The 18,449-nt window shown below is 61.9% G+C and carries 18 protein-coding genes; 8 read left to right on the top strand and 10 right to left on the bottom strand.

All coding sequences use genetic code 11. The features are described 5' to 3' along the window. The 3 genes from BA011_RS16415 to BA011_RS16405 form a co-directional block, all read right to left on the bottom strand. Positions 1 to 630, bottom strand: a complete 630-nt coding sequence (locus tag BA011_RS16415) for an aminotransferase class IV family protein (RefSeq protein ID WP_065282569.1) — start codon at positions 628 to 630, stop codon at positions 1 to 3. After that, a complete protein-coding gene (locus BA011_RS16410) occupies positions 627 to 1,781 on the bottom strand; it encodes an aminodeoxychorismate synthase component I (protein WP_065281236.1) in 1,155 nt (384 codons plus the stop codon). The genes BA011_RS16415 and BA011_RS16410 overlap by 4 nt, the downstream gene beginning before the upstream one ends. A gap of 363 nt (positions 1,782 to 2,144) precedes the next feature. Next, on the bottom strand, positions 2,145 to 3,998 hold the full coding sequence (locus BA011_RS16405) for a M3 family oligoendopeptidase (protein ID WP_065281235.1): 1,854 nt from the start codon (positions 3,996 to 3,998) through the stop codon (positions 2,145 to 2,147). A gap of 311 nt (positions 3,999 to 4,309) precedes the next feature. Here BA011_RS16405 and BA011_RS16400 point away from each other — a divergent pair, with 311 nt between their 5' ends. Continuing rightward, positions 4,310 to 5,857, top strand: coding sequence for a sigma-54-dependent transcriptional regulator (locus BA011_RS16400; protein WP_065281234.1), 1,548 nt, complete (start codon positions 4,310 to 4,312; stop codon positions 5,855 to 5,857). A gap of 178 nt (positions 5,858 to 6,035) precedes the next feature. Then, positions 6,036 to 7,880, top strand: coding sequence for a DUF882 domain-containing protein (locus BA011_RS16395; RefSeq protein WP_065281233.1), 1,845 nt, complete (start codon positions 6,036 to 6,038; stop codon positions 7,878 to 7,880). Positions 7,881 to 8,032: 152 nt separating this feature from the next. Here the strand turns inward: BA011_RS16395 and BA011_RS16390 are convergent, their stop codons facing one another. The 3 genes from BA011_RS16390 to BA011_RS16380 form a co-directional block, all read right to left on the bottom strand. Then, positions 8,033 to 8,296: a DUF2312 domain-containing protein gene (locus BA011_RS16390; RefSeq protein WP_003542853.1), complete on the bottom strand. Its 264-nt coding sequence runs from the start codon at positions 8,294 to 8,296 to the stop codon at positions 8,033 to 8,035. Between the two features lie 91 nt (positions 8,297 to 8,387). Beyond that, entirely contained in the window at positions 8,388 to 8,693 is a 306-nt protein-coding gene (locus BA011_RS16385; RefSeq protein WP_065281232.1) for a DUF1244 domain-containing protein, read from the bottom strand. A 15-nt stretch (positions 8,694 to 8,708) separates the two neighbouring features. Further along, on the bottom strand, positions 8,709 to 9,497 hold the full coding sequence (locus BA011_RS16380) for an N-formylglutamate amidohydrolase (protein ID WP_065282568.1): 789 nt from the start codon (positions 9,495 to 9,497) through the stop codon (positions 8,709 to 8,711). A 201-nt stretch (positions 9,498 to 9,698) separates the two neighbouring features. Here BA011_RS16380 and BA011_RS16375 point away from each other — a divergent pair, with 201 nt between their 5' ends. The 3 genes from BA011_RS16375 (at position 9,699) to BA011_RS16365 (ending at position 12,389) form a co-directional block, all read left to right on the top strand. Continuing rightward, positions 9,699 to 10,184 (top strand): DUF1036 domain-containing protein, encoded by a 486-nt coding sequence (locus tag BA011_RS16375; protein ID WP_085996077.1) that lies wholly within the window; start codon positions 9,699 to 9,701, stop codon positions 10,182 to 10,184. Further along, positions 10,184 to 11,623, top strand: a complete 1,440-nt coding sequence (pyk, locus tag BA011_RS16370; RefSeq protein ID WP_003542849.1) for a pyruvate kinase — start codon at positions 10,184 to 10,186, stop codon at positions 11,621 to 11,623. The genes BA011_RS16375 and pyk overlap by 1 nt, the downstream gene beginning before the upstream one ends. Positions 11,624 to 11,753: 130 nt before the next feature. Beyond that, entirely contained in the window at positions 11,754 to 12,389 is a 636-nt protein-coding gene (locus BA011_RS16365) for a LysE family translocator (RefSeq protein WP_065281231.1), read from the top strand. Between the two features lie 2 nt (positions 12,390 to 12,391). On the opposite strand, the gene BA011_RS16360 is transcribed toward BA011_RS16365, so the two are convergent. Continuing rightward, the gene (locus BA011_RS16360) at positions 12,392 to 12,946 is read right to left on the bottom strand and encodes a DUF4865 family protein (RefSeq protein WP_065281230.1); all 555 of its coding nucleotides are present in this window, start codon (positions 12,944 to 12,946) and stop codon (positions 12,392 to 12,394) included. Beyond that, positions 12,943 to 13,362, bottom strand: coding sequence for a tautomerase family protein (locus BA011_RS16355; protein ID WP_065281229.1), 420 nt, complete (start codon positions 13,360 to 13,362; stop codon positions 12,943 to 12,945). Before BA011_RS16355 ends, BA011_RS16360 begins: the two co-directional genes overlap by 4 nt. A 117-nt stretch (positions 13,363 to 13,479) precedes the next feature. On the opposite strand from BA011_RS16355, the gene BA011_RS16350 reads away from it, so the two are divergent. Continuing rightward, on the top strand, positions 13,480 to 14,406 hold the full coding sequence (locus BA011_RS16350; protein WP_065282567.1) for a LysR substrate-binding domain-containing protein: 927 nt from the start codon (positions 13,480 to 13,482) through the stop codon (positions 14,404 to 14,406). A gap of 201 nt (positions 14,407 to 14,607) precedes the next feature. Further along, a complete protein-coding gene (locus BA011_RS16345) occupies positions 14,608 to 15,414 on the top strand; it encodes a phytanoyl-CoA dioxygenase family protein (RefSeq protein ID WP_065281228.1) in 807 nt (268 codons plus the stop codon). 39 nt (positions 15,415 to 15,453) lie between these two features. Here the strand turns inward: BA011_RS16345 and BA011_RS16340 are convergent, their stop codons facing one another. Continuing rightward, positions 15,454 to 16,398: a GlxA family transcriptional regulator gene (locus tag BA011_RS16340; protein WP_065281227.1), complete on the bottom strand. Its 945-nt coding sequence runs from the start codon at positions 16,396 to 16,398 to the stop codon at positions 15,454 to 15,456. 125 nt (positions 16,399 to 16,523) lie between these two features. Here BA011_RS16340 and BA011_RS16335 point away from each other — a divergent pair, with 125 nt between their 5' ends. Beyond that, positions 16,524 to 17,321, top strand: coding sequence for an SDR family NAD(P)-dependent oxidoreductase (locus tag BA011_RS16335; RefSeq protein ID WP_065281226.1), 798 nt, complete (start codon positions 16,524 to 16,526; stop codon positions 17,319 to 17,321). Between the two features lie 100 nt (positions 17,322 to 17,421). On the opposite strand, the gene BA011_RS16330 is transcribed toward BA011_RS16335, so the two are convergent. Beyond that, a complete protein-coding gene (locus BA011_RS16330) occupies positions 17,422 to 18,396 on the bottom strand; it encodes a threonine ammonia-lyase (protein WP_065281225.1) in 975 nt (324 codons plus the stop codon). Positions 18,397 to 18,449: the final 53 nt, after the last annotated feature.

Below are 18,449 nucleotides of genomic sequence, written 5' to 3'. Positions count from 1 at the left end.
TCAGCTCCTGACGAGGTTTGCGCGGATCAGGCCGCGTAGCGAATTGCCGATATAAAGTGTGCCGGCATCGAGATCGGCAAGTGTGATACGGCCGACGCGGGCCTGGCGCCGGCAGATGAGTTCGGTGCGCAGCACGCCGGCGAGCAGGCCGCAGGAGATCGGCGGGGTGCGCAGGATGCCGGTTCCGTCGTCCAGGAAGATCGAGGTGATGGTGCCCTCGCAGACTTCGCCACGTTCGTTCAAAAGCATGACCTCATCGGCTTCATCAGGCCTATATTCGGCGCGCGCGGCCTCGTAGACGGCACGGCGCGTGGTCTTGACGCGCAGCAGCCTGTCGGCGGAATTCAGGCGGGTGTCGGCGACACGGACGGTCCAGATGGCATCGGGCGCGAGCGGCACGAAAGCGGCGCGCGTCACCTCGATCCGGCCTTGCGCGTCGAAGGTCAGGCGGATGCGCAGCGGACCGGTTGCACCCGCAACGGCTTCGTCGAGCTTGGCTGCCGCCTCGATCGGTTGCGGGAAGCCAAGGCGACGGGCGGAGCGGGAAAGCCGGGCGAGATGCAGCCGCAGCCGGAGGAAGCCTTCGCCGGGCTGCCAGCGCAGCGTCTCGATCAGCGAAAAATCGATCATCGCGCAATCCATTGGTCGCCGACAGCGAAGCGGGCCTTGAGCAGGCATTCCTCATATTCGGCCTCGGCGGTCGAATCGAAGACGATGCCGCCGCCGACATTGAAGACGGCCCTGCCGCCCTGAAAAAGCGCGATGGTGCGGATGGCGACGGAAAAACGCATGGCGCCGGTGGGCGAGATCATGCCGATCGCCCCGCAATAGGCGTCGCGCGGGACATCCTCGAGCGCATGGAGGATTTCCATTGCCCGCATCTTCGGCGCGCCGGTGATCGAACCGCAGGGGAACAGCGCGGAGAAGATGTCGCGGATCGAAAGATCGGGGCGGAGCCTTGCTTGGACATGGCTCACCATCTGGTGGACGGTCGGATATGTCTCGATGTCGAAGAGCTTCGGGACGTCGAGCGTGCCGACCTCGGTGATGCGGGAGATATCGTTGCGCAGGAGATCGACGATCATGCGGTTTTCCGCCTGCGTCTTGATATCGCTGCGCATCGCCTCGATGATTTCGGCATCTTCGGCGGTGGTAGCGCCGCGTTTCGCCGTGCCCTTCATCGGATGGGTTTCGATCCAGCCCTCGTCATCGGTGCGGAAGAAAAGTTCGGGCGAACGCGAAAGGATGATCGGGCCGCCGAGATCGACCAGCGCGCCGTATTTGACCGGCTGGCGTTCGATCAGTGACCAGAAGGCGGCACTGGGATCCCCGTTCCAGCGGGCCTCGACCGGCATGGTGAGGTTTGCCTGATAGGCGTCGCCGAGCCGCAGGTGCTGGTGGAGGCGGTCGAAGCGTTCTTTATATATAGGGAAATCCCAGGCGGCTTTCGGAGCGGTGAGGAATTCCTCGTTTTCGAGGCGCTGTTTTGGCTGGGCAAGCGGATGCGTATCGGCCTGCGGAGCGTCGAACACGCCGAAACAGATGAGCGGGGTCTCCCGATGTTCCCCGGCGAAGGGAGCAAGTTTTTCCTCGAAGAGGTATCCGGCCTCATAGGCCATGTAACCGGCAAGCCATTTGCCTGCGGCCTTGGCCTGCTCCATCCGGGCAAAGCCTGCAAAGAACTCGGCGCGCGTCCTGGCAATGATGATCTCCGCCGGCTCGGCAAAGAGCATCACCTGTCCGGTCACGTCGTCGCGGAAGAGAATGTAGGGATCAGACATGATTGCGCCGCATCTTGCCTGGTTATCCGATGCTTGCGACGGTTTTGTTCTCTGCAATGACGGGCGATGCGAAGCTCGTGGTTTCGCTGCAGGCCGAGACCGCAGCAATACCCGCATCCCTCATTCCTGTGCTTGTCACAGGAATCCAGCCACGGCGCGTCCGCGCTGTGAATGACTCATTTCCGACAGATAAAAAGTCTCCGGCACCCAAGGACTTGGGCGCGCTGGATTCCTGTGACAAGCACAGGAATGAGGGAGAGGGGGCTGCCGTCATGGTTCCTCATAGACGTTGCAGAATGCGGTTGGTAGATCAAACGTTACAATGCCGATCATGACCCCGCTTGTTTCAAGTCTTGGCCGGGCCTAGCCCTTATCCAACGCTTCCAGTTCGTCGATCAGCCCTTCGATCATCGAAAGGCCCTGGCTCCAGAACGACGGATCGGTGGCGTCGAGGCCGAAAGGTTTCAGCAGTTCCGAGTGATGCTTGGTGCCGCCGGCCCTCAGCAGTTCGAAATACTTCTCCTGGAAGCCCTTCTCGGCCTTCTGGTAGACGGCATAGAGCGAATTCACCAGGCAATCGCCGAAGGCATAGGCGTAGACATAGAAGGGCGAGTGGATGAAGTGGGGGATATAGGCCCAATAGGTCTCGTATCCCTCGGAAATGCTGATCGCCGGCCCAAGGCTTTCCGATTGGACGGAGAGCCAGAGTTCGCCGATGTCGTCAGCTGTGAGTTCGCCGGCCTTGCGGGCGGTGTGCAGCTTGCGCTCGAATTCGTAGAAGGCGATCTGGCGCACGACCGTGTTGATCATGTCCTCGACCTTCTGGGCGAGCATCGCCTTACGCTCGCGTGTATCGGTGGTCTTTTGCAGAAGCGCGCGGAAGGTCAGCATCTCGCCGAACACGGAAGCGGTTTCGGCAAGCGTCAGCGGCGTCTGGCACATTAGCGCTCCCTGCGCGCCGGCGAGAACCTGATGCACGCCGTGCCCGAGTTCATGGGCAAGAGTCATCACATCGCGCGGCTTGCCCATATAATTGACGAGCACATAGGGATGGGCCGAGGGAACCGTCGGATGCGCGAAGGCGCCGGGCGCCTTGCCGGCACGAACCGGAGCATCGATCCACTGTTCGTCGAAGAAGCGCCTGGCGATATCAGCCATCTCGGGCGCGAAATTGCTGTAGGCTGAAAGCACAGTGTCCTTCGCCTCCGGCCAGGAGATGATGGCGCTGGAGGTTTCCGGCAACGGTGCGTTACGGTCCCAGAAATTCATCTGCTCCATGCCGAGCCATTTCGCCTTCATCTTGTAATAGCGATGCGAAAGGCGAGGATAGGCTTCGCGGACGGCAGCGGCCAGCGCATCGACGACCTCGCGCTCGACGCGGTTTGCCAGGTGTCGGCTGTCGGCGATGTCCTCGAAGCCGCGCCAGCGGTCGGCGATCTCCTTGTCCTTGGCAAGCGTGTTGGTGATCAGCGTAAAGGTGCGGATATTCGCCTTGAAGGTTTCGGCGAGCGCCATGGCTGCCTTGCGGCGCACTTCCGGATCCTTTTCCTGCAGCTTGTTCAGCGCCACTTCGAGCGGCACTTTCTCGCCATCGATGTCGTAGCGAAGTTCCGCCATGGTTTCGTCGAAGAGGCGGTTGAAGGCGGCGGCCGATGTCATCGACTTCTCGAGGAATAGCTGTTCCAGCCTGTCGTCGAGCTGATAGGGCTTGTCCTTCCTGAGGTCGAGCAGCCAAGGGCGATAATGTCCGGCTGCGGGATCATTCGCCATGCAGGCGTCGAGCACCGCGTCGTCGATGCGGTTCAGTTCCAGCGCGAAGAACAGGAGATGGCCGGAAAATTCGGTGATCTTGGTCTGTACGTCGCCGTAGAGCTTGCCGTTTGTCGGATTGGTGGTGTCGGAGAAATAAGTGAGGCCGGCAAAGGAGCCGAGACGGCCGATGATGTCGTCCAGCGCCTCATATTCCTTCAGCGCCGCGCCGATGCCCTCAGCGCCGGTCTTCGCCGACGCCTCAGTGAGTGTGCCCTTCCACTTTTCTTCAAAGGCGATCGCTGCCTTGCCGGCCTTTTCCATGTCGGCGACGAAGGCGGTGGAGGTGGCGGAGGGATAAAGATCCTGCAGCTTCCAGACCGGCAGATCGCCGAGCGCCGGGTCGGCGGCCCCAGCTGGCACTGCTGCCGATAAAAGAAGGCCGGCGTGCGGGAGCTTGATTTTCATGGGCGCAATTCCTCTCCACTTTCATAACAGGTCTGATTGTCTACCGCATCGTTCCGAAAATCGGAATCGATTTTCGGAAAGCGCGATGCGTCGATTCAAAGTGTTACAGCTTCCTTTGCGCGTCTGAAAAGAGGCGCGGCGCTGTAAGCGCGCGAAGGCCCGGCATCAAGGGGTTTTCGGCGCATCAAGGGCCTCGCTTCGGCACGAAAACGACCCGTTGCAATCGTTAAAATGCAATTGTTTCTCAAAACTGGATGTTCAAGCCTTGCTGTCAGAGTGCGCTTTATGGTTTCGCATGAAGTGAGGCGACAATGACCGGTTACAATGAGCTCAAGGGAGCAGGGCAAATCCTCGTGGTCGAGGACGACCCCGTGCAGCGCCGCCTGCTCAAGAACGCAATCGAGCGTCACGGCCATGTCGTGCACCAGGCGGAAAATGGCCGCATCGGCCTGGAAATGGTCAAACGCGACAGCGGCCTTTTCAACGTCATCGTGCTCGACCTGATGATGCCGGAGATGACCGGCCTCGAATTCCTCGACGCCCTTCACGAATTCGGCACCCAGATCCCTGTCATCGTGCAGACGGGGCAGGGCGGCATCGAGACGGTGGTGCAGGCGATGCGCGCCGGCGCCTTCGATTTCGTCGTCAAGCCGGTCTCGCCCGAACGCATCGCCACTTCGATCTCGAACGCGATGAAGCTCGACCAGCGCGAGGTGAAGGCGCGGGCCGGACGCCGGTCGCGCTCAGGCTCGGTCGGCTTCGACGACATCGTCTCGGCAAGCCCGGCGATGCTCCGCGTCATCGATCTCGCCCAGCGGGCGGCTCAGTCCAACATTCCCGTCGTGCTCGAAGGCGAATCCGGCGTCGGCAAGGAATTGGTGGCGCGCGCCATCCAGTCCGGCGGCGACCGCTCGAACAAGCCCTTCGTCACGGTCAATTGCGGGGCGATCCCGCATAATCTGGTCGAGAGCATTCTCTTCGGTCACGAGAAGGGCGCGTTTACCGGCGCGACCGAGCGTCATATCGGCAAATTCATGGAAGCCGACGGCGGCACCATCTTCCTCGACGAGATCGGCGATCTGCCGCTCGAGGTGCAGGTGAAGCTCCTGCGTGCCGTGCAGCAGGGCGAGATCGAGACCGTCGGTGCGCGCACCGCGCACAAGGTCAATGTCCGGCTGATCTCTGCGACCAACAAGGATCTGATCGAGGAGGTCAAGAACGGCCATTTCCGTGAGGATCTCTACTATCGCCTCAACGTCTTCCCGATCACCATTCCGGCGCTGCGCAAACGCAAAGAAGACATTCCGCATCTGGTGCGCGTCTTTGCCGACCGCTTCTCCAGCGAGCAGAAGAACGGCCGCCGCATGACGGTGAATGCCGGCACGCTGGCTTTGCTGACCGCCTACGACTGGCCGGGCAATATCCGCCAGCTCGAAAACGCGATCTTCCGCGCAGTCGTCCTGGCCGAAGGGCCGGAGCTGACCGAGGCTGATTTCCCGCAGATCGCCGCCCAGCTTCCGGAATATGACGTGGTGGATCACCTAGCCCTCGTTGCCGACAATACCGGCCTCGATCCCGACAACGGCTATGGCGAGGACTTCAGGGCGTCGATGTCGGGAGAGGTGCACCACCACCGCCTGTCCGAGGCCCCGGAAAACGCGATCGCCAGCGTCAATCCTGCCGGAGACGTGCGCAAGCTTGCCGATGTCGAGGAGGAGCTCATCCGATTCGCACTCAAATTCTATCGCGGGCAGATGAGTCAAGTAGCGCGCAAGCTCGGCATCGGCCGATCCACACTTTATCGCAAGCTCAAGGACTACGGCATAGACCCCGACAATCCCCAGAAAGATGCGGCTTAAGCGCTTTTCATTAAGATTAAGGCAACCACGTTTTGTTACTAGTCATAAACCACTTGTTAGTGGCGCGTTCACTATGTAAAGAAAAGGTTGATCATGTGTGGCATTTTTGCCATCGTGTGACCGCATTTGACAGTCATCTGAGACAGTACGGGACATTGTCTGTCTGACGGGGATCGAGTTGCCGAATCTGAATGGGAATTCCAAGCCTTCGCGCTTGAGCTGGCGTTTGTTGTGCGCCGACATTTGCGGAAAGGCAATAAGGACGGTAGCGGCCGCCCTTCTTGCGCTCGCGGTTTCCTCACCGGTATTCGTTGGTACGCCTTCGCAGGCAGCGGGCGACACCCGCAGCCTCAAGCTTTATTTCATTCATACCGGTGAAAAAGCCGTCATCACCTACAAGCGGAACGGCAAGTTCGACCCCAAGGGTCTGGAGCAGCTGAACCGCTTCCTGCGCGACTGGCGCAAGAACCAGCCGACGAAGATGGACCCGCGCCTGTTCGACCTGATCTGGGAAGTCTATCGCCAGAGCGGTTCGAGGGATTACATCAACGTCGTCTGCGGTTTCCGTTCGCCGGGGACCAACGAGATGCTGCGCGGCCGCTCGCGCAAATCCGGCGTCGCCGAAAAGAGCCAGCATATGCTCGGCAAGGCGATGGATTTCTTCATTCCTGACGTCAAACTCGCGACGCTGCGCGCCATCGGCATGAAGATGCAGGTCGGCGGCGTCGGCTTCTATCCGAAATCGGGCTCGCCCTTCGTGCACATGGATGTCGGCGGCGTTCGCGCCTGGCCGCGGATGAGCCGCGACGAACTCGTCAGGCTTTTCCCCAACGGCAACACCATCCATATTCCGGCTGACGGCAAGCCGCTGCCGGGCTACCAGCAGGCGATGGCCGACTATAAGCGCCGCGGCAGTGGCCCGCAGATCCAGATCGCCAGCGCTTCCGAATCGGCGGCGCCGAAGCACAAGACGCTGTTTGCCGCGCTCTTTGGCGGCGGAGCGGACGAGCAGGAAGACGAGTCGGACGATTCCACGCCTGTCGCCGTTGCCAAGGCGACGCTGCCGAAGGCCGAGCCCGCTCCTGCCGAGCCGCAGCAGACCGAAGTCGCCGATCTGAACGCGCCGGTGCCGCAGGTTCGCCCGGCATTCAGCAATCAGCCGACGAGCAGCGAAGTGGCGAACGCGCTCGTAGCCCCGCCTTCGGGTAATGCCGCACAGCAGGCTCTTGCTGCGGCCCTTCCGGCCGATCAGGCCCAGCCGCAGCAGTTCGCCGATCTCAGCGCATACAGTATTCCGGTTCCCTCGCTTCTCGGTCAGCGCCGCGCCCCTGGCGACGCAGAGGTTGCATTGGCCGATCCCATGTTGACAGGCGCGAATGCACTGCCGGTTCCGACGCCGATCGAACGCCCCGCCGTTGCCGAGAACCTTCTTGCCGCGGCCGATGCCGATCCGGAAGCAGAGGCCGACGAAGCCGATCAGGACGCGCTGTCTCCTGCCCTTGCCGATGCGCTCGACCAGCAGCGAAACGAGGGGAAAAGCCAGATCGCGTCGAATGCGCCGCCGCAGACGGTCGAGCAGGCGATCAAAGCCGCGATGACGCAAAAGGCGCCTGCCGCAAAGCCGCCGCTCGAACTCGCCGCATTGGCGCCGATGACCAAATCGGCAAGCTTTGGCGACGGCTTCGACGAACCGGCTGTCGAAAGCGCCGTGGCGCAGGGGCTTCCCGCCAAGGGTGGTCGCCCGACGCATAAGGAAGCCGCGGCAGCGGGTGCCAGCCGTACGACGGTGCGCACCGAACCGAAGCTGACGGAAAAGATGATCTCGCAGTGGGCGCTCACCAATGCCCGCCTCGAAATGGCCTCCAAGCAGGTCAAGGCGCCGCGGTTCGTCAGCCAGACGATGCGTGCCCAGCCGATCGCCGTCTATGCCGAGGGCTTCAACGTTAAGACCGCTTCGGTCGACCCGGCCCGCTTCAGCGGCACGGCTGTGAACTTCATGGAAGTGCGCAAGTTCAACAACTAATCATGCCGATTATGGAATATTGAAAACCGCCGGAGCAATCCGGCGGTTTTCTTTTTGCTGTTTCGATGGAGCGAGATGGCTGTTCGCCTTGCTCGCGAAAGAAAAGCCGCCGGAAGGGTCCGGCGGCTTGCGATATCGGCGATGTCGGCGGATCAGCCTTCCGGTGGCGACTCGATCATGCCGAGCGCGAGCAGGTAGGTGTCGAGGATTGCTTCCTCTTCCATGCGCTCCTGCTCGTCCTTCTTGCGCAGCGCCACGACCTTCTTCAGGATCTTGGTATCGAAGCCCATTCCCTTGGCCTCGCCATAGACGTCCTTGATGTCGTCGGCGATGGTCTTCTTTTCTTCTTCCAGCCGTTCAATGCGCTCGATGAAAGCGCGAAGCTGATCGCGGGCGACGCCATGAGCATCAGACATCGTGTTCTCCTGGTTTTTCGGTGATCAATTTTGGATGCCAGTGACTGCCGCGAAGCGGCGTCACGGTCAAGCCTGTTCGCGGCCAGCCAAGCTATTTGTGTGGGTTGTTCAGTTCAAAAGCAGCCTTTTGCACAGGCGAGGCCTCGTTCTGGTGAAGATTCTTCCAGTCCTCATAGGACATGCCATAGACAACTTCGCGCGATTCGTCCCTGGTAACCGGGACACCTTCGGCCTCGGCGGCTTCGCGATACCAATTCGACAGGCAGTTGCGGCAGAAGCCGGCCAGATTCATCAGATCGATGTTCTGAACGTCGCTGCGTTCGCGAAGATGTGCGACGAGGCGGCGGAAGGCGGCGGCTTCGAATTCGGTCCGTTGTTCCTTGCTGAGCGCGGTCATCTTGCTTCCTTTCTTTCAATAGGGGCCGGTGCGTGACAGGTGGACGTCGTATCCGTGCAAAGCGGGATCGGCATTCATCGCCGCAAAGATCGGCGACAGGCGTTCGGCCCATGCCAAAATGCCGGCCTCGCCTGCAATCAGGTCCTGGCGCACCTCGAGCAGCGCATGCGGAATGCCGGTGATCATGCAATGGCGGTACATGGTATCGCCCTTCAGCGCGCCGTCATAGGGTTCATTGTCGCCAACGGTAAGATCGGGATCGGCGCGCAGCATGTCGAGCAACGGGCCGACGGCGCGATGGTCGCTATCCCAGAGCACGGCAGCGTGCCAGGGACGGGGAATGCCTTTCCAGGCCGGCGTGAAGGAGTGCAGTGACAGCACCAGCGGTGCCCTGCCGGTGGCATTCGCCACGCTGTCGATCGTTGCGGCGACAGCGTCGTGATAGGGGCGATGGAAGGTTTCGATGCGGTAGTTCCATTCCTGCGGCGTGATCGGATGATTGCCTGATATGACGGCGCCGTCGGAGATCTTCATGATCAGTGTCGGATCGTCTTCACCGCGATTCGGATCGATCAGCAGACGCGAAAAGCCGCCGAGCACGGCAGGAACGCCGAGTTTTTCCGAAAGCTGCCGCGTCAGGCCCTCGATGCCGATGTCATAGGCGATGTGGCGGGCGAAGGCCGCCTCGGGCAGTCCGAGCCGGCCATATCGCGCGGGAAGGCGGTTCATCGCGTGATCTGCGAGGATCACCATGCCTTTGTCATGTTTGCCGGATAGGATTTCGAAGGATTGGAAGTCGTCCATCAGGGAATTGCAGTTCGTCATTGCGCCGTCGGGCGCAGTGATCGCATGCACCTGCGGCAGGTTCAAGCGCGGCAGGGTGGGGAGAGGTTGAGTCGGACCCTCGACGGTGGTTATGAAAGGAAATATAATCGATTAGCATTGCGTTGACTTTCGCTTGACGGCGGCGCAAGAAGACACGGATACGAATAACCGTGGAGCTATTTGGGAGCCGTGTTGATCCAAGCCGCGCCAAGTTTCCTCACGCGGTCCGGACCGCTGGTCCGTTTCGCTCTGTTCGCTCTTGCAGCCGCCATGCCGTTTTTCATCGCAGATGCCGCACGCGCCGATTTTCGCGTCTGCAACGGAACACAGAATCTCGTCGGCGTTGCGATCGGATACCGGGCCAAGGATGGCTGGGTGACGGAGGGCTGGTGGCAGGTGCCGGCAACGACCTGCGCCACGCTGATCGAGGGAGAATTGCAGTCGCGTTATTATTACCTCTACGCAGAGGACGCCGCCCGGGGAGGACGATGGACGGGTGACGTGCAGATGTGCGTGGCGGAAAATGAATTCAAGATCTCGGGTGTGCAGGATTGTTATGCCCGCGGTTACCAGAAGATGGGATTCAAGGAATATGATACGGGCCGCCAGGGTAGCTGGATGGTTCAACTCTCCGACACCCCAGGGACGCAAGAAAGCCAGAATTGATGAAGCGTAATCGCAAAGTTAAAATCCTCGCCACCCTCGGGCCAGCCTCCTCCGAGGAATCGATGATCGAGAAGCTGCACCAGGCTGGTGCCGATGTCTTCCGCATCAATATGAGCCATGCGAGCCACGACATGATGCGTATGCTCATCCAGCGCATCCGCTCGGTCGAGGCGCGCTCCGGCCGGCCGATCGGCATTCTCGCCGACCTGCAGGGACCGAAACTGCGTGTCGGCAAGTTCGTCGACGGCAAGGTGGATCTGAAGCCCGGCCAGACTTTCACGCTCGACAACAACGAAGCCCTCGGCGACCAGAACCGCGTCTATCTGCCGCACCCCGAGATACTGGAGTCGGTACAGCCCGGCCACCGTCTGCTGATCGATGACGGCAAGCTCGCCCTGCGCGCAGAAAAATGCGACGGCAAGAGCATCGTCACGACTGTTATTTCGGGCACGCGCATCTCCGACCGCAAGGGCGTCAGCCTTCCCGACACGCTGCTCGGCGTCGGCGCGCTGACGGACAAGGACCGCGCCGATCTCGACGCCGTGCTTGCCACCGACGATGTCGACTGGGTGGCGCTTTCCTTCGTGCAGCGTCCCGACGACCTTGCCGAAGTGCGCAAGATCGCCCGCGGCCGCGTCGGCCTGATGTCGAAGATCGAAAAGCCGCAGGCTCTCGAGCGCATCGAGGAAATCATCGAACTGTCAGACGCATTGATGGTCGCCCGCGGCGATCTCGGCGTCGAAATGCCGCTCGAATCGGTTCCCGGCATCCAGAAGCAGCTGATCCGTGCCTGCCGCCGTTCGGGCAAGCCGGTGGTCGTTGCCACGCAGATGCTGGAATCGATGATCTCAGCGCCGGTGCCGACACGCGCCGAAGTATCCGACGTCGCGACTGCCGTCTTCGAAGGCGCGGATGCCGTCATGCTCTCGGCCGAATCGGCCTCGGGCGATTATCCCGTCGAAGCCGTCACGACGATGGCGTCGATTGCCACCGCCATCGAGCGCGAGCCGCATTATCCCGGTATCATCTATGCCCAGCGTGCCCAGCCGGAAGCGACCGGTGCCGATGCGATCTCGCTGGCCGCCCGTCAGATCGCCGAAACGCTGAAGCTGTCGGCGATTGTCTGTTACACCTCGTCGGGCACCACAGGCCTTCGTGCCTCGCGCGAGCGTCCGCAGGTGCCGATCCTGGCGCTGTCGCCGATCATCAAGACGGCGCGCCGTCTTGCCGTCGTCTGGGGCCTGCATTGCGTCGTCACCCACGACGCGACCGATCTCGACGACATGGTCAACCGCGCCTGCCGGATCGTCGCGGACGAAGGCTTCGGCAAGCCGGGTGACCGCATCATCATCTCGGCCGGTGTGCCGCTCGGCACGCCCGGCGCCACCAACATGATCCGCATCGCCTATATCGGCTCCGACGGCCAGAGCGGCGTCTGATCCGATCGCATCCCTTCGGAAGCCCGCTGCCTGAGGAGAGGCGGCGGACTTTTTCGTTGACGGACCGGCATTGCCAAGCGTGGCGGCGCGTGCAAGTTTCGGTCCCTAGGGCAGGGTTCGGAGGAGCATCATGGATATCGTCACACTTCTGGCTTTTGCGGCCGTTTCCTTCGTTGGCATCGCGACGCCGGGGCCAACGGTGCTGTTGGCGCTGACCAACGGCTCTCGGCACGGTCTGCGCCGCGCAGTTGCTGGCATGATCGGCGCGGTGCTGTCCGATTTCGTGCTGATCGGCGCTGTCGCGATCGGGCTTGGTGCGCTGCTCGCTGCATCGGAATTCTGGTTTTCGATGCTGAAATGGGCGGGTGCCGCCTATCTCGCCTTTCTCGGTATCATGCTGCTACGCTCCAGGGGCACGATCGATGCGGCGTTGAAGTCCGGAGCGCCTGCGGGCGCGACATCATCCCTCTCGATCGGGTTGAAGAGCTTCATGGTCGCGGCGACCAATCCGAAGGGCTACCTGGTCTTCTCGGCCTTCCTGCCGCAGTTCATCGATCCAACCATGCCGCAGGCGACGCAATATATGCTGCTCGCCCTTGTCTTTGCCGCGCTCGATTTCCTCATCATGTTCGGCTACGCCTTCTTCGGCTCGCAGGCGGTGCGTTTCCTGAAAACCTCGGGCGCCATGTGGCTGGAGCGGGCCTGCGGCGGCGCGCTGCTGGCGCTTGCCGGCTCACTGGCCTTCTATCGCCGGGCAACCGTCTGAGCTCAGGGTCTAGGCAGGGACAGGTGGCCAACGTGATAAGTCTGCGTATGCTCGCCGATTTCCGGAACCTCGCGCCATAGCTTGAAGCGTATTCGCGTCCATGTCGTCGGTTCGAAGCCGGAGACGGAGGCGAGCGCGCCTGTTGCCATATCGGCATCGGCTTCTGCGCTGTTGGCCCCGCCGAGATCGATGAGCGGCGCATAGGGTTCCGTCTGCAGGATATCGCAGGTGGCGAACTTGGCTGCGGCGATATCAGGCGAGATTTCCGCCTGCCAGACGATCCAGGTTTTGACCTGCGGCCAGCCGAAGGCGCCTGTTAACGCCTCAAACCCAGGACCGCAAAGGAAGTCGCTTACCCCTTCCGGCGTCTGCCAGAGGTAGAAGGGCGCGTAGAGGTTTTCGCGACTGCCGAATTCACCTTTGCGCGCTCTGAGATAGGCCTTGAAACCGAGATTGGGAAAGCCGTCGAGCAACGGTCCCTTGTCGCGGATGCGGCGGTCGATGATCGACATGTCGTAATCGGCTGGCAGGGTGAAGCTGTACTGCATGGCAATCATTGCCGATCTCCGATTGCACGAAGCCGCCAGTCTGGGTCGGTCATCTGGGCAATGCGATTGCCGAAGGACCAGTCTTCCGGTGTGCTGGTGCTGATGACGATCATCACGTCCTCGGGCCGGAGGCCCGGCGATTGCGCCAGGAGATCGGCGAGCCGCCGATAGAGTGCCGCCTTCATCTCGACGGTGCGAGGCCTGCCGATCGTGATCGAGATATAGACGAAGTCGTCCGAGCGCGGGCCGGCGAGATAGCTGCGGTCGAAGATCAATTCGTTCTCGTCATGCTGATGAATGGCCTGGAAGCGGTCGTTTTCGGGCACGTCGAAGGTCTCGACCAGGGCGCGCTGGATGCTGTCGGCCAGTGCCATGAGGTAGTCCGGCGACTTGCCTTTGCGAAGGGAAATGCGAACGAAGGGCATCGGGATCTCCGTGGTTCAGGCCGTCGGTCGGCCTTGACAGCAGAACCATCGCACGGCACGATGATGCTGAAAATCAGAATTTTATGGATGAATGATCCTGAAAAATGGGATTATGTAATGCGACGGACGATCTTCGATCTCGACGTGCTTCGAACCTTTTCGACTGGCATGGAGCTTGGTAATTTCGCCAAGGCGGCCGAGCGGCTCGGGCGTTCGACCTCGGCGGTCAGTGCGCAACTGAAGAAGCTGGAGGAGCAGGCGGGCACGCCGATCTTCCGCAAGGCGGGGCGCGGACTGGCGCTGACCGATGCCGGCGAGACGATGCTCGGTTATGCCAGGCGGCTGCTGGAACTCAACGACGAGGCGGCTGCTGCTGTCAACAGCGTCGAGCTGGAAGGCTGGGTGCGGCTCGGCCTGCAGGAGGATTTCGGCGAGACCTTGCTGCCTGATGTGCTCGGCCGCTTTGCGCGTGCTCATCCGAAGGTCCGGATCGAAGCGCGGGTGGTGCGCAATGCCGAACTGCTCGAGCGCGTCACCTCGGGCAAGCTCGATCTCGCGCTTGCCTGGAGTGACGGCACGCTGACGGCGCATTGCGAGCGGATCGGCGAAGTGCCGATGCGCTGGATCGGACCTTCCGAGGGGCAGCCGGCCTGGCAAACCGCAAGCGGTGAGCCGATGCCGCTCGCTTCGCTGGAGGCGCCGTGTCTGTTACGCAGCGCCGCGACCAAGGCGCTGGATGAGGCGGGCATCTCCTGGCGGCTCGCCTTCGTCAGTCCCAGTCTCGGCGGTCTCTGGGCCGCGACGGCGGCAGGCCTCGGTCTCACCATCCGCACGCCGATCGGCCTGCCGGCGAAGGTCCGGCCGCTGGCGCCGGAGACGATCGGTCTGCCGGATTTGCCGAAGCTCGGTCTGGTCCTGCATCGGGCGGAAGCCGAACCGCAGCCGGCTGCGGCCCGGCTTGCCGAGCTCGTGCTTCAGTCGGTACATGGCGCGCTGAGCGGGGTAGCGGCGCGAGATCTCAGCATTGACCGTTCGGACGCGTGACTGTAGTTTCGAGCCGCTATGAAGACGTTCACCCTCAATATCGCTTCGGTCTTCTTCTTGAGCCTCTAAGGCTCTGCCTTCGGGCATCAGAAGATGCGGCCACCGACCAGCCTTCTTGCTGGCGCGTCGCCGTGAACTGTAACCACCCTGCATGTGGCCAAGGAAAGAGAGCCGGCAGGTTTGGCGATAGAGAGATATATCATGACATCAGATGTTTATCCGGCGGCACTGAGTGCTGCGCAGATCGAGCAATTCATCGAGGACGGTTTCGTCAGGATCGACGACGCTTTTCCCCGCGCATTGGCCAAGGAAGCTCGCGCCATCATGTGGCGCGACATTCCCTTCGATGCGGATGATCCAAAGACGTGGACGCAGCCAGTCGTGCGACTTGCCGGTTATGGCGGCGGACCATTCGAGAAAGCCGTCAATACGCCGGTGTTGCATTCGGCCTTCGACCAGCTCGTCGGCAAGGGTCGCTGGGAGGCACGCAGTGGGCTTGGCAGTTTCCCGGTGCGCTTTCCCCATCCAGATGATCCCGGCGATGCCGGCTGGCATGTCGATCTGAGCTTTCCCGGCGAGGATTCCAATCCGGATGAGCAACGGGACTTTTCTGCCTGGCGGGTGAACATCACCTCGCGCGGCCGGGCGCTGCTGATGCTCTTCCTGTTTTCGGATGTCGGGGAGGAGGATGCGCCGACCCGTATCCGCGTCGGATCGCACAAGGATATCGCCCGCCTTCTGGAACCGGCGGGCGAAGCAGGGATGGCGCATCTTTGGCTGGAGCATGTCGGAGAAGACCGGCCGCTAGGGTTGGCGACAGGTCCGGCGGGCACCGTCTATCTGTGCCATCCATTCCTCATCCATGCCGCGCAGATGCATCGCGGCAAGCAGCCGCGCTTCATGGCGCAGCCCGGCCTTGCGCCTTCCGAACCACTTCGGCTCGAACGGGAGGACGGCGCCTATTCGCCGGTCGAGACTGCGATCCGCCGGGCGCTTCAAGAGCGGTAACGAGAACAGCATGCGTCCTGCCGTCGCAGGCTGGATGCATCACATCTGCAGCTCCTGCAGGGCGGCGCGCCGAATTGCCTGCGGCGGCTGGCCGAAAGCGCGAAGGAACGCGCGGCGCATGCGCTCGCGATCGGCAAAGCCGGTTTCGCGGGCAACGACATCGATCGGATGGCGGCCCTGCTCCATCATCAGCCGGGCCGCTTCCAACCGCAGGTTCTCCACGGCCTTGGCCGGCGATTGGCCGGTTTCAGCGCGGAAGGCGCGGCTGAACTGGCGGGGGCTGAGATGGGCCGCTTCCGCCAGTTCCTCCACAGACAGCGCCGATTTCAGATTGCTGCGGGCGTGGGCGAGCGCCTTCTGGATACGGTCCGATTTGGGCTCCAGCTCCAGCAGGGCGGAAAACTGCGACTGGCCGCCGGCGCGGCGATGATAGACGACGAGCATGCGGGCAACGGCGCGCGCCACCTCGAAGCCGTGATCCTTCTCGACCATGGCCAGCGCCAGATCGATACCGGCGGTCATGCCCGCGGATGTCCAAACGGAGCCGTCGATGATGAAGATTCGGTCCTCCTCCATCTTTACGTGGGGATATCGGCTTTGCAGTTCGCGGGAGACATACCAGTGGGTCGTCGCCCGGCGACCGTCGAGGACGCCGGCTTCGGCAAGAAAGAAGGCGCCGGTGCAGATCGACGCCAAACGACGTGCGACGGGTAGGGCGGCGCGGATAAAGGCGGCTTCTACGGCATTCGGCAGGCGGATGCCCGGGGCTCCTGCCACAATCAGCGTGTCGAGGGCCGGGTCGCCGAAGGCTTCCGTATCCATCACCATGCCAAGAGAATTGGTAATCGGCCCACCATTCTCGGAAAGATAGCGGATGTCGTAAACCTTTTCCTCAAGCTCGATATTGGTGAACTCGAAGGCCGAGATGGCAGCCAAGCTCATGATCTGGAATCCGGGATAGAGCAGAAAGCCAATTTGCTGCATTTCGTCGCCTCCGAAAAGATGATGTCTTAAAAAGTGGTATATACGACATTTGGGACATCAGCAATCAGGCGTAAGACTCTCCTCAAGCGCAAGGCATCGGGCCGGCGTATTCAAGGAGACAGGTCATGTTGCAGGAACATAAGGGCACGGCGCTGGTGACCGGCGCATCCTCGGGCATTGGCGCGATCTACGCCAATAGGCTGGCAAAGCAGGGTTACGATCTCATCCTCGTTGCCCGCAACGGCGAGCGCCTGCAGGCGCTGGCAAGTCGGTTGAGTGATGAGACCGGACGGACCGTCGAGACTGTCGTCGCCGATCTCGGCAACAGGGCCGGCCTAGCTCGCGTCGAAAGCGTGCTGAAGGAAGATCGGAGCATCACGCTTCTCGTCAACAATGCCGGTTTCGGCGGGACGGCGCCGCTGCTTGCCGCCGATGTCGACAAGATGCAGGAAATGATCGAACTCAACGTCACGGCGCTAATGCGATTGACCTATGCCGCTGTTCCTGGCTTCGTTGCGCGTGGCGGCGGTACGATCATCAACATTGCGTCTATTGTCGCGATCGCACCGGAACTCTTGAACGGCGTTTATGGCGGTACGAAAGCCTTCGCGCTCGCCTTCAGCCAATCGCTGAAGCATGAACTGGCGGAGAAGAACATTCGCATCCAGGCCGTTCTGCCCGGGGCCACGGCAACGGAATTCTGGGGCATCGCCGGCACGCCAGTCGAACACCTGCCCAAGGAGATCGTGATGTCGGCGGAGGATATGGTCGATGCGTCGCTCGCAGGCCTCGGGCAGGGCGAATTCGCGACCATTCCGTCGCTTGAGGATGCCGGTCTGCTTGCCGCCTATGAGCAGGCGCGCGAGGCGCTGATGCCGAACCTGTCTCGCAGCATGCCGGCGGAGCGCTACAAGATCGCGTGAGGCTTACCGATGAAAAGCCATCCGCGGCAGCGCTGCGGATGGCCCAAAAAGTGCTCACGGCATTTGCGGCCGATTGCAACCTTGTACGCTGCGCGCTGTCTCAGCCGAAGCGTCCGAGCGCCATGGCGAAGATATCGGCATCGACATTGCCGCCGGAGGTGACGGCGACGATCGTGTCGCTTTCCAGGGCGTCGCCGTGGAAGAGGGCGGCGGCAAGCGCCACGGCGCCGCCGGGCTCGACGACGATCTTCAGCCGTGTGAAGGCGAGCGCCATGGCGCGCAACGCCTCCTCGTCGGTGACGACGATGCCGGCGCCGGCGAGGCGCTTGAGGATCGGGAAAGTGATATTGCCGGGTTGCGGCGTGACGATTGCATCGCAGATCGAGCCTGATACCGACGTGTTGCGTTCGATCTTGCCGGAGGCGAGCGAGCGGGTGGTGTCGTCGAAATCCTTGGGCTCGCAGGGGCGGACGCGAAAGCCGGGGGCGCTGGCTTCGAGGGCGAGCGCAATGCCTGAGGTCAATCCGCCGCCGCCGCAGGGAACGAGAACTTCGGCTGATGTCACGCCTTCCTCTTCCGCCTGTTCGGAGATTTCGAGACCGGTCGTGCCCTGACCGGCGATGACCAGCGGTTCGTCGAAGGGCTTGATCAGCGTCAGGCCGCGCTCGGCCGAAAGCCTGGCGCCGATCTCGTCGCGATCCTCATTGACGCGGTCGTAGAGCACCACTTCGGCGCCGAAGGCGCGGGTGTTGGCAATCTTCAGCTTCGGCGCATCGCTCGGCATGATGATGACGGAGGGGATATTGTGCAGCTTGGCCGCAAGCGCAACGCCCTGGGCGTGGTTGCCGGAGGAGAAGGCGATGACGCCCTTCGAGCGTACCGCCGGATCGAGGCCGGAGACGGCCGACCAGCCACCGCGAAACTTGAACGAGCCGGAATGCTGCAGACATTCCGCTTTCACGAATAGGCGCCGGCCGGCAATCTCATTCAAAAAAGGAGAGGAGAGAAGCGGCGTGCGCCTTGCATGACCGCGCAGACGGGCGCGGGCTGCGACAATCATTTCAATGCTGGCCATTCGGGAATCTTTCTGCTTGCGGGTTCGCCCATGCATAGGGCGAGGTAAGCCAA

It is taken from the genome of Rhizobium leguminosarum, from assembly GCF_001679785.1.
GTDB lineage: Bacteria > Pseudomonadota > Alphaproteobacteria > Rhizobiales > Rhizobiaceae > Rhizobium > Rhizobium leguminosarum_R.
This window is presented reverse-complemented; position numbering and strand designations above follow the sequence as displayed.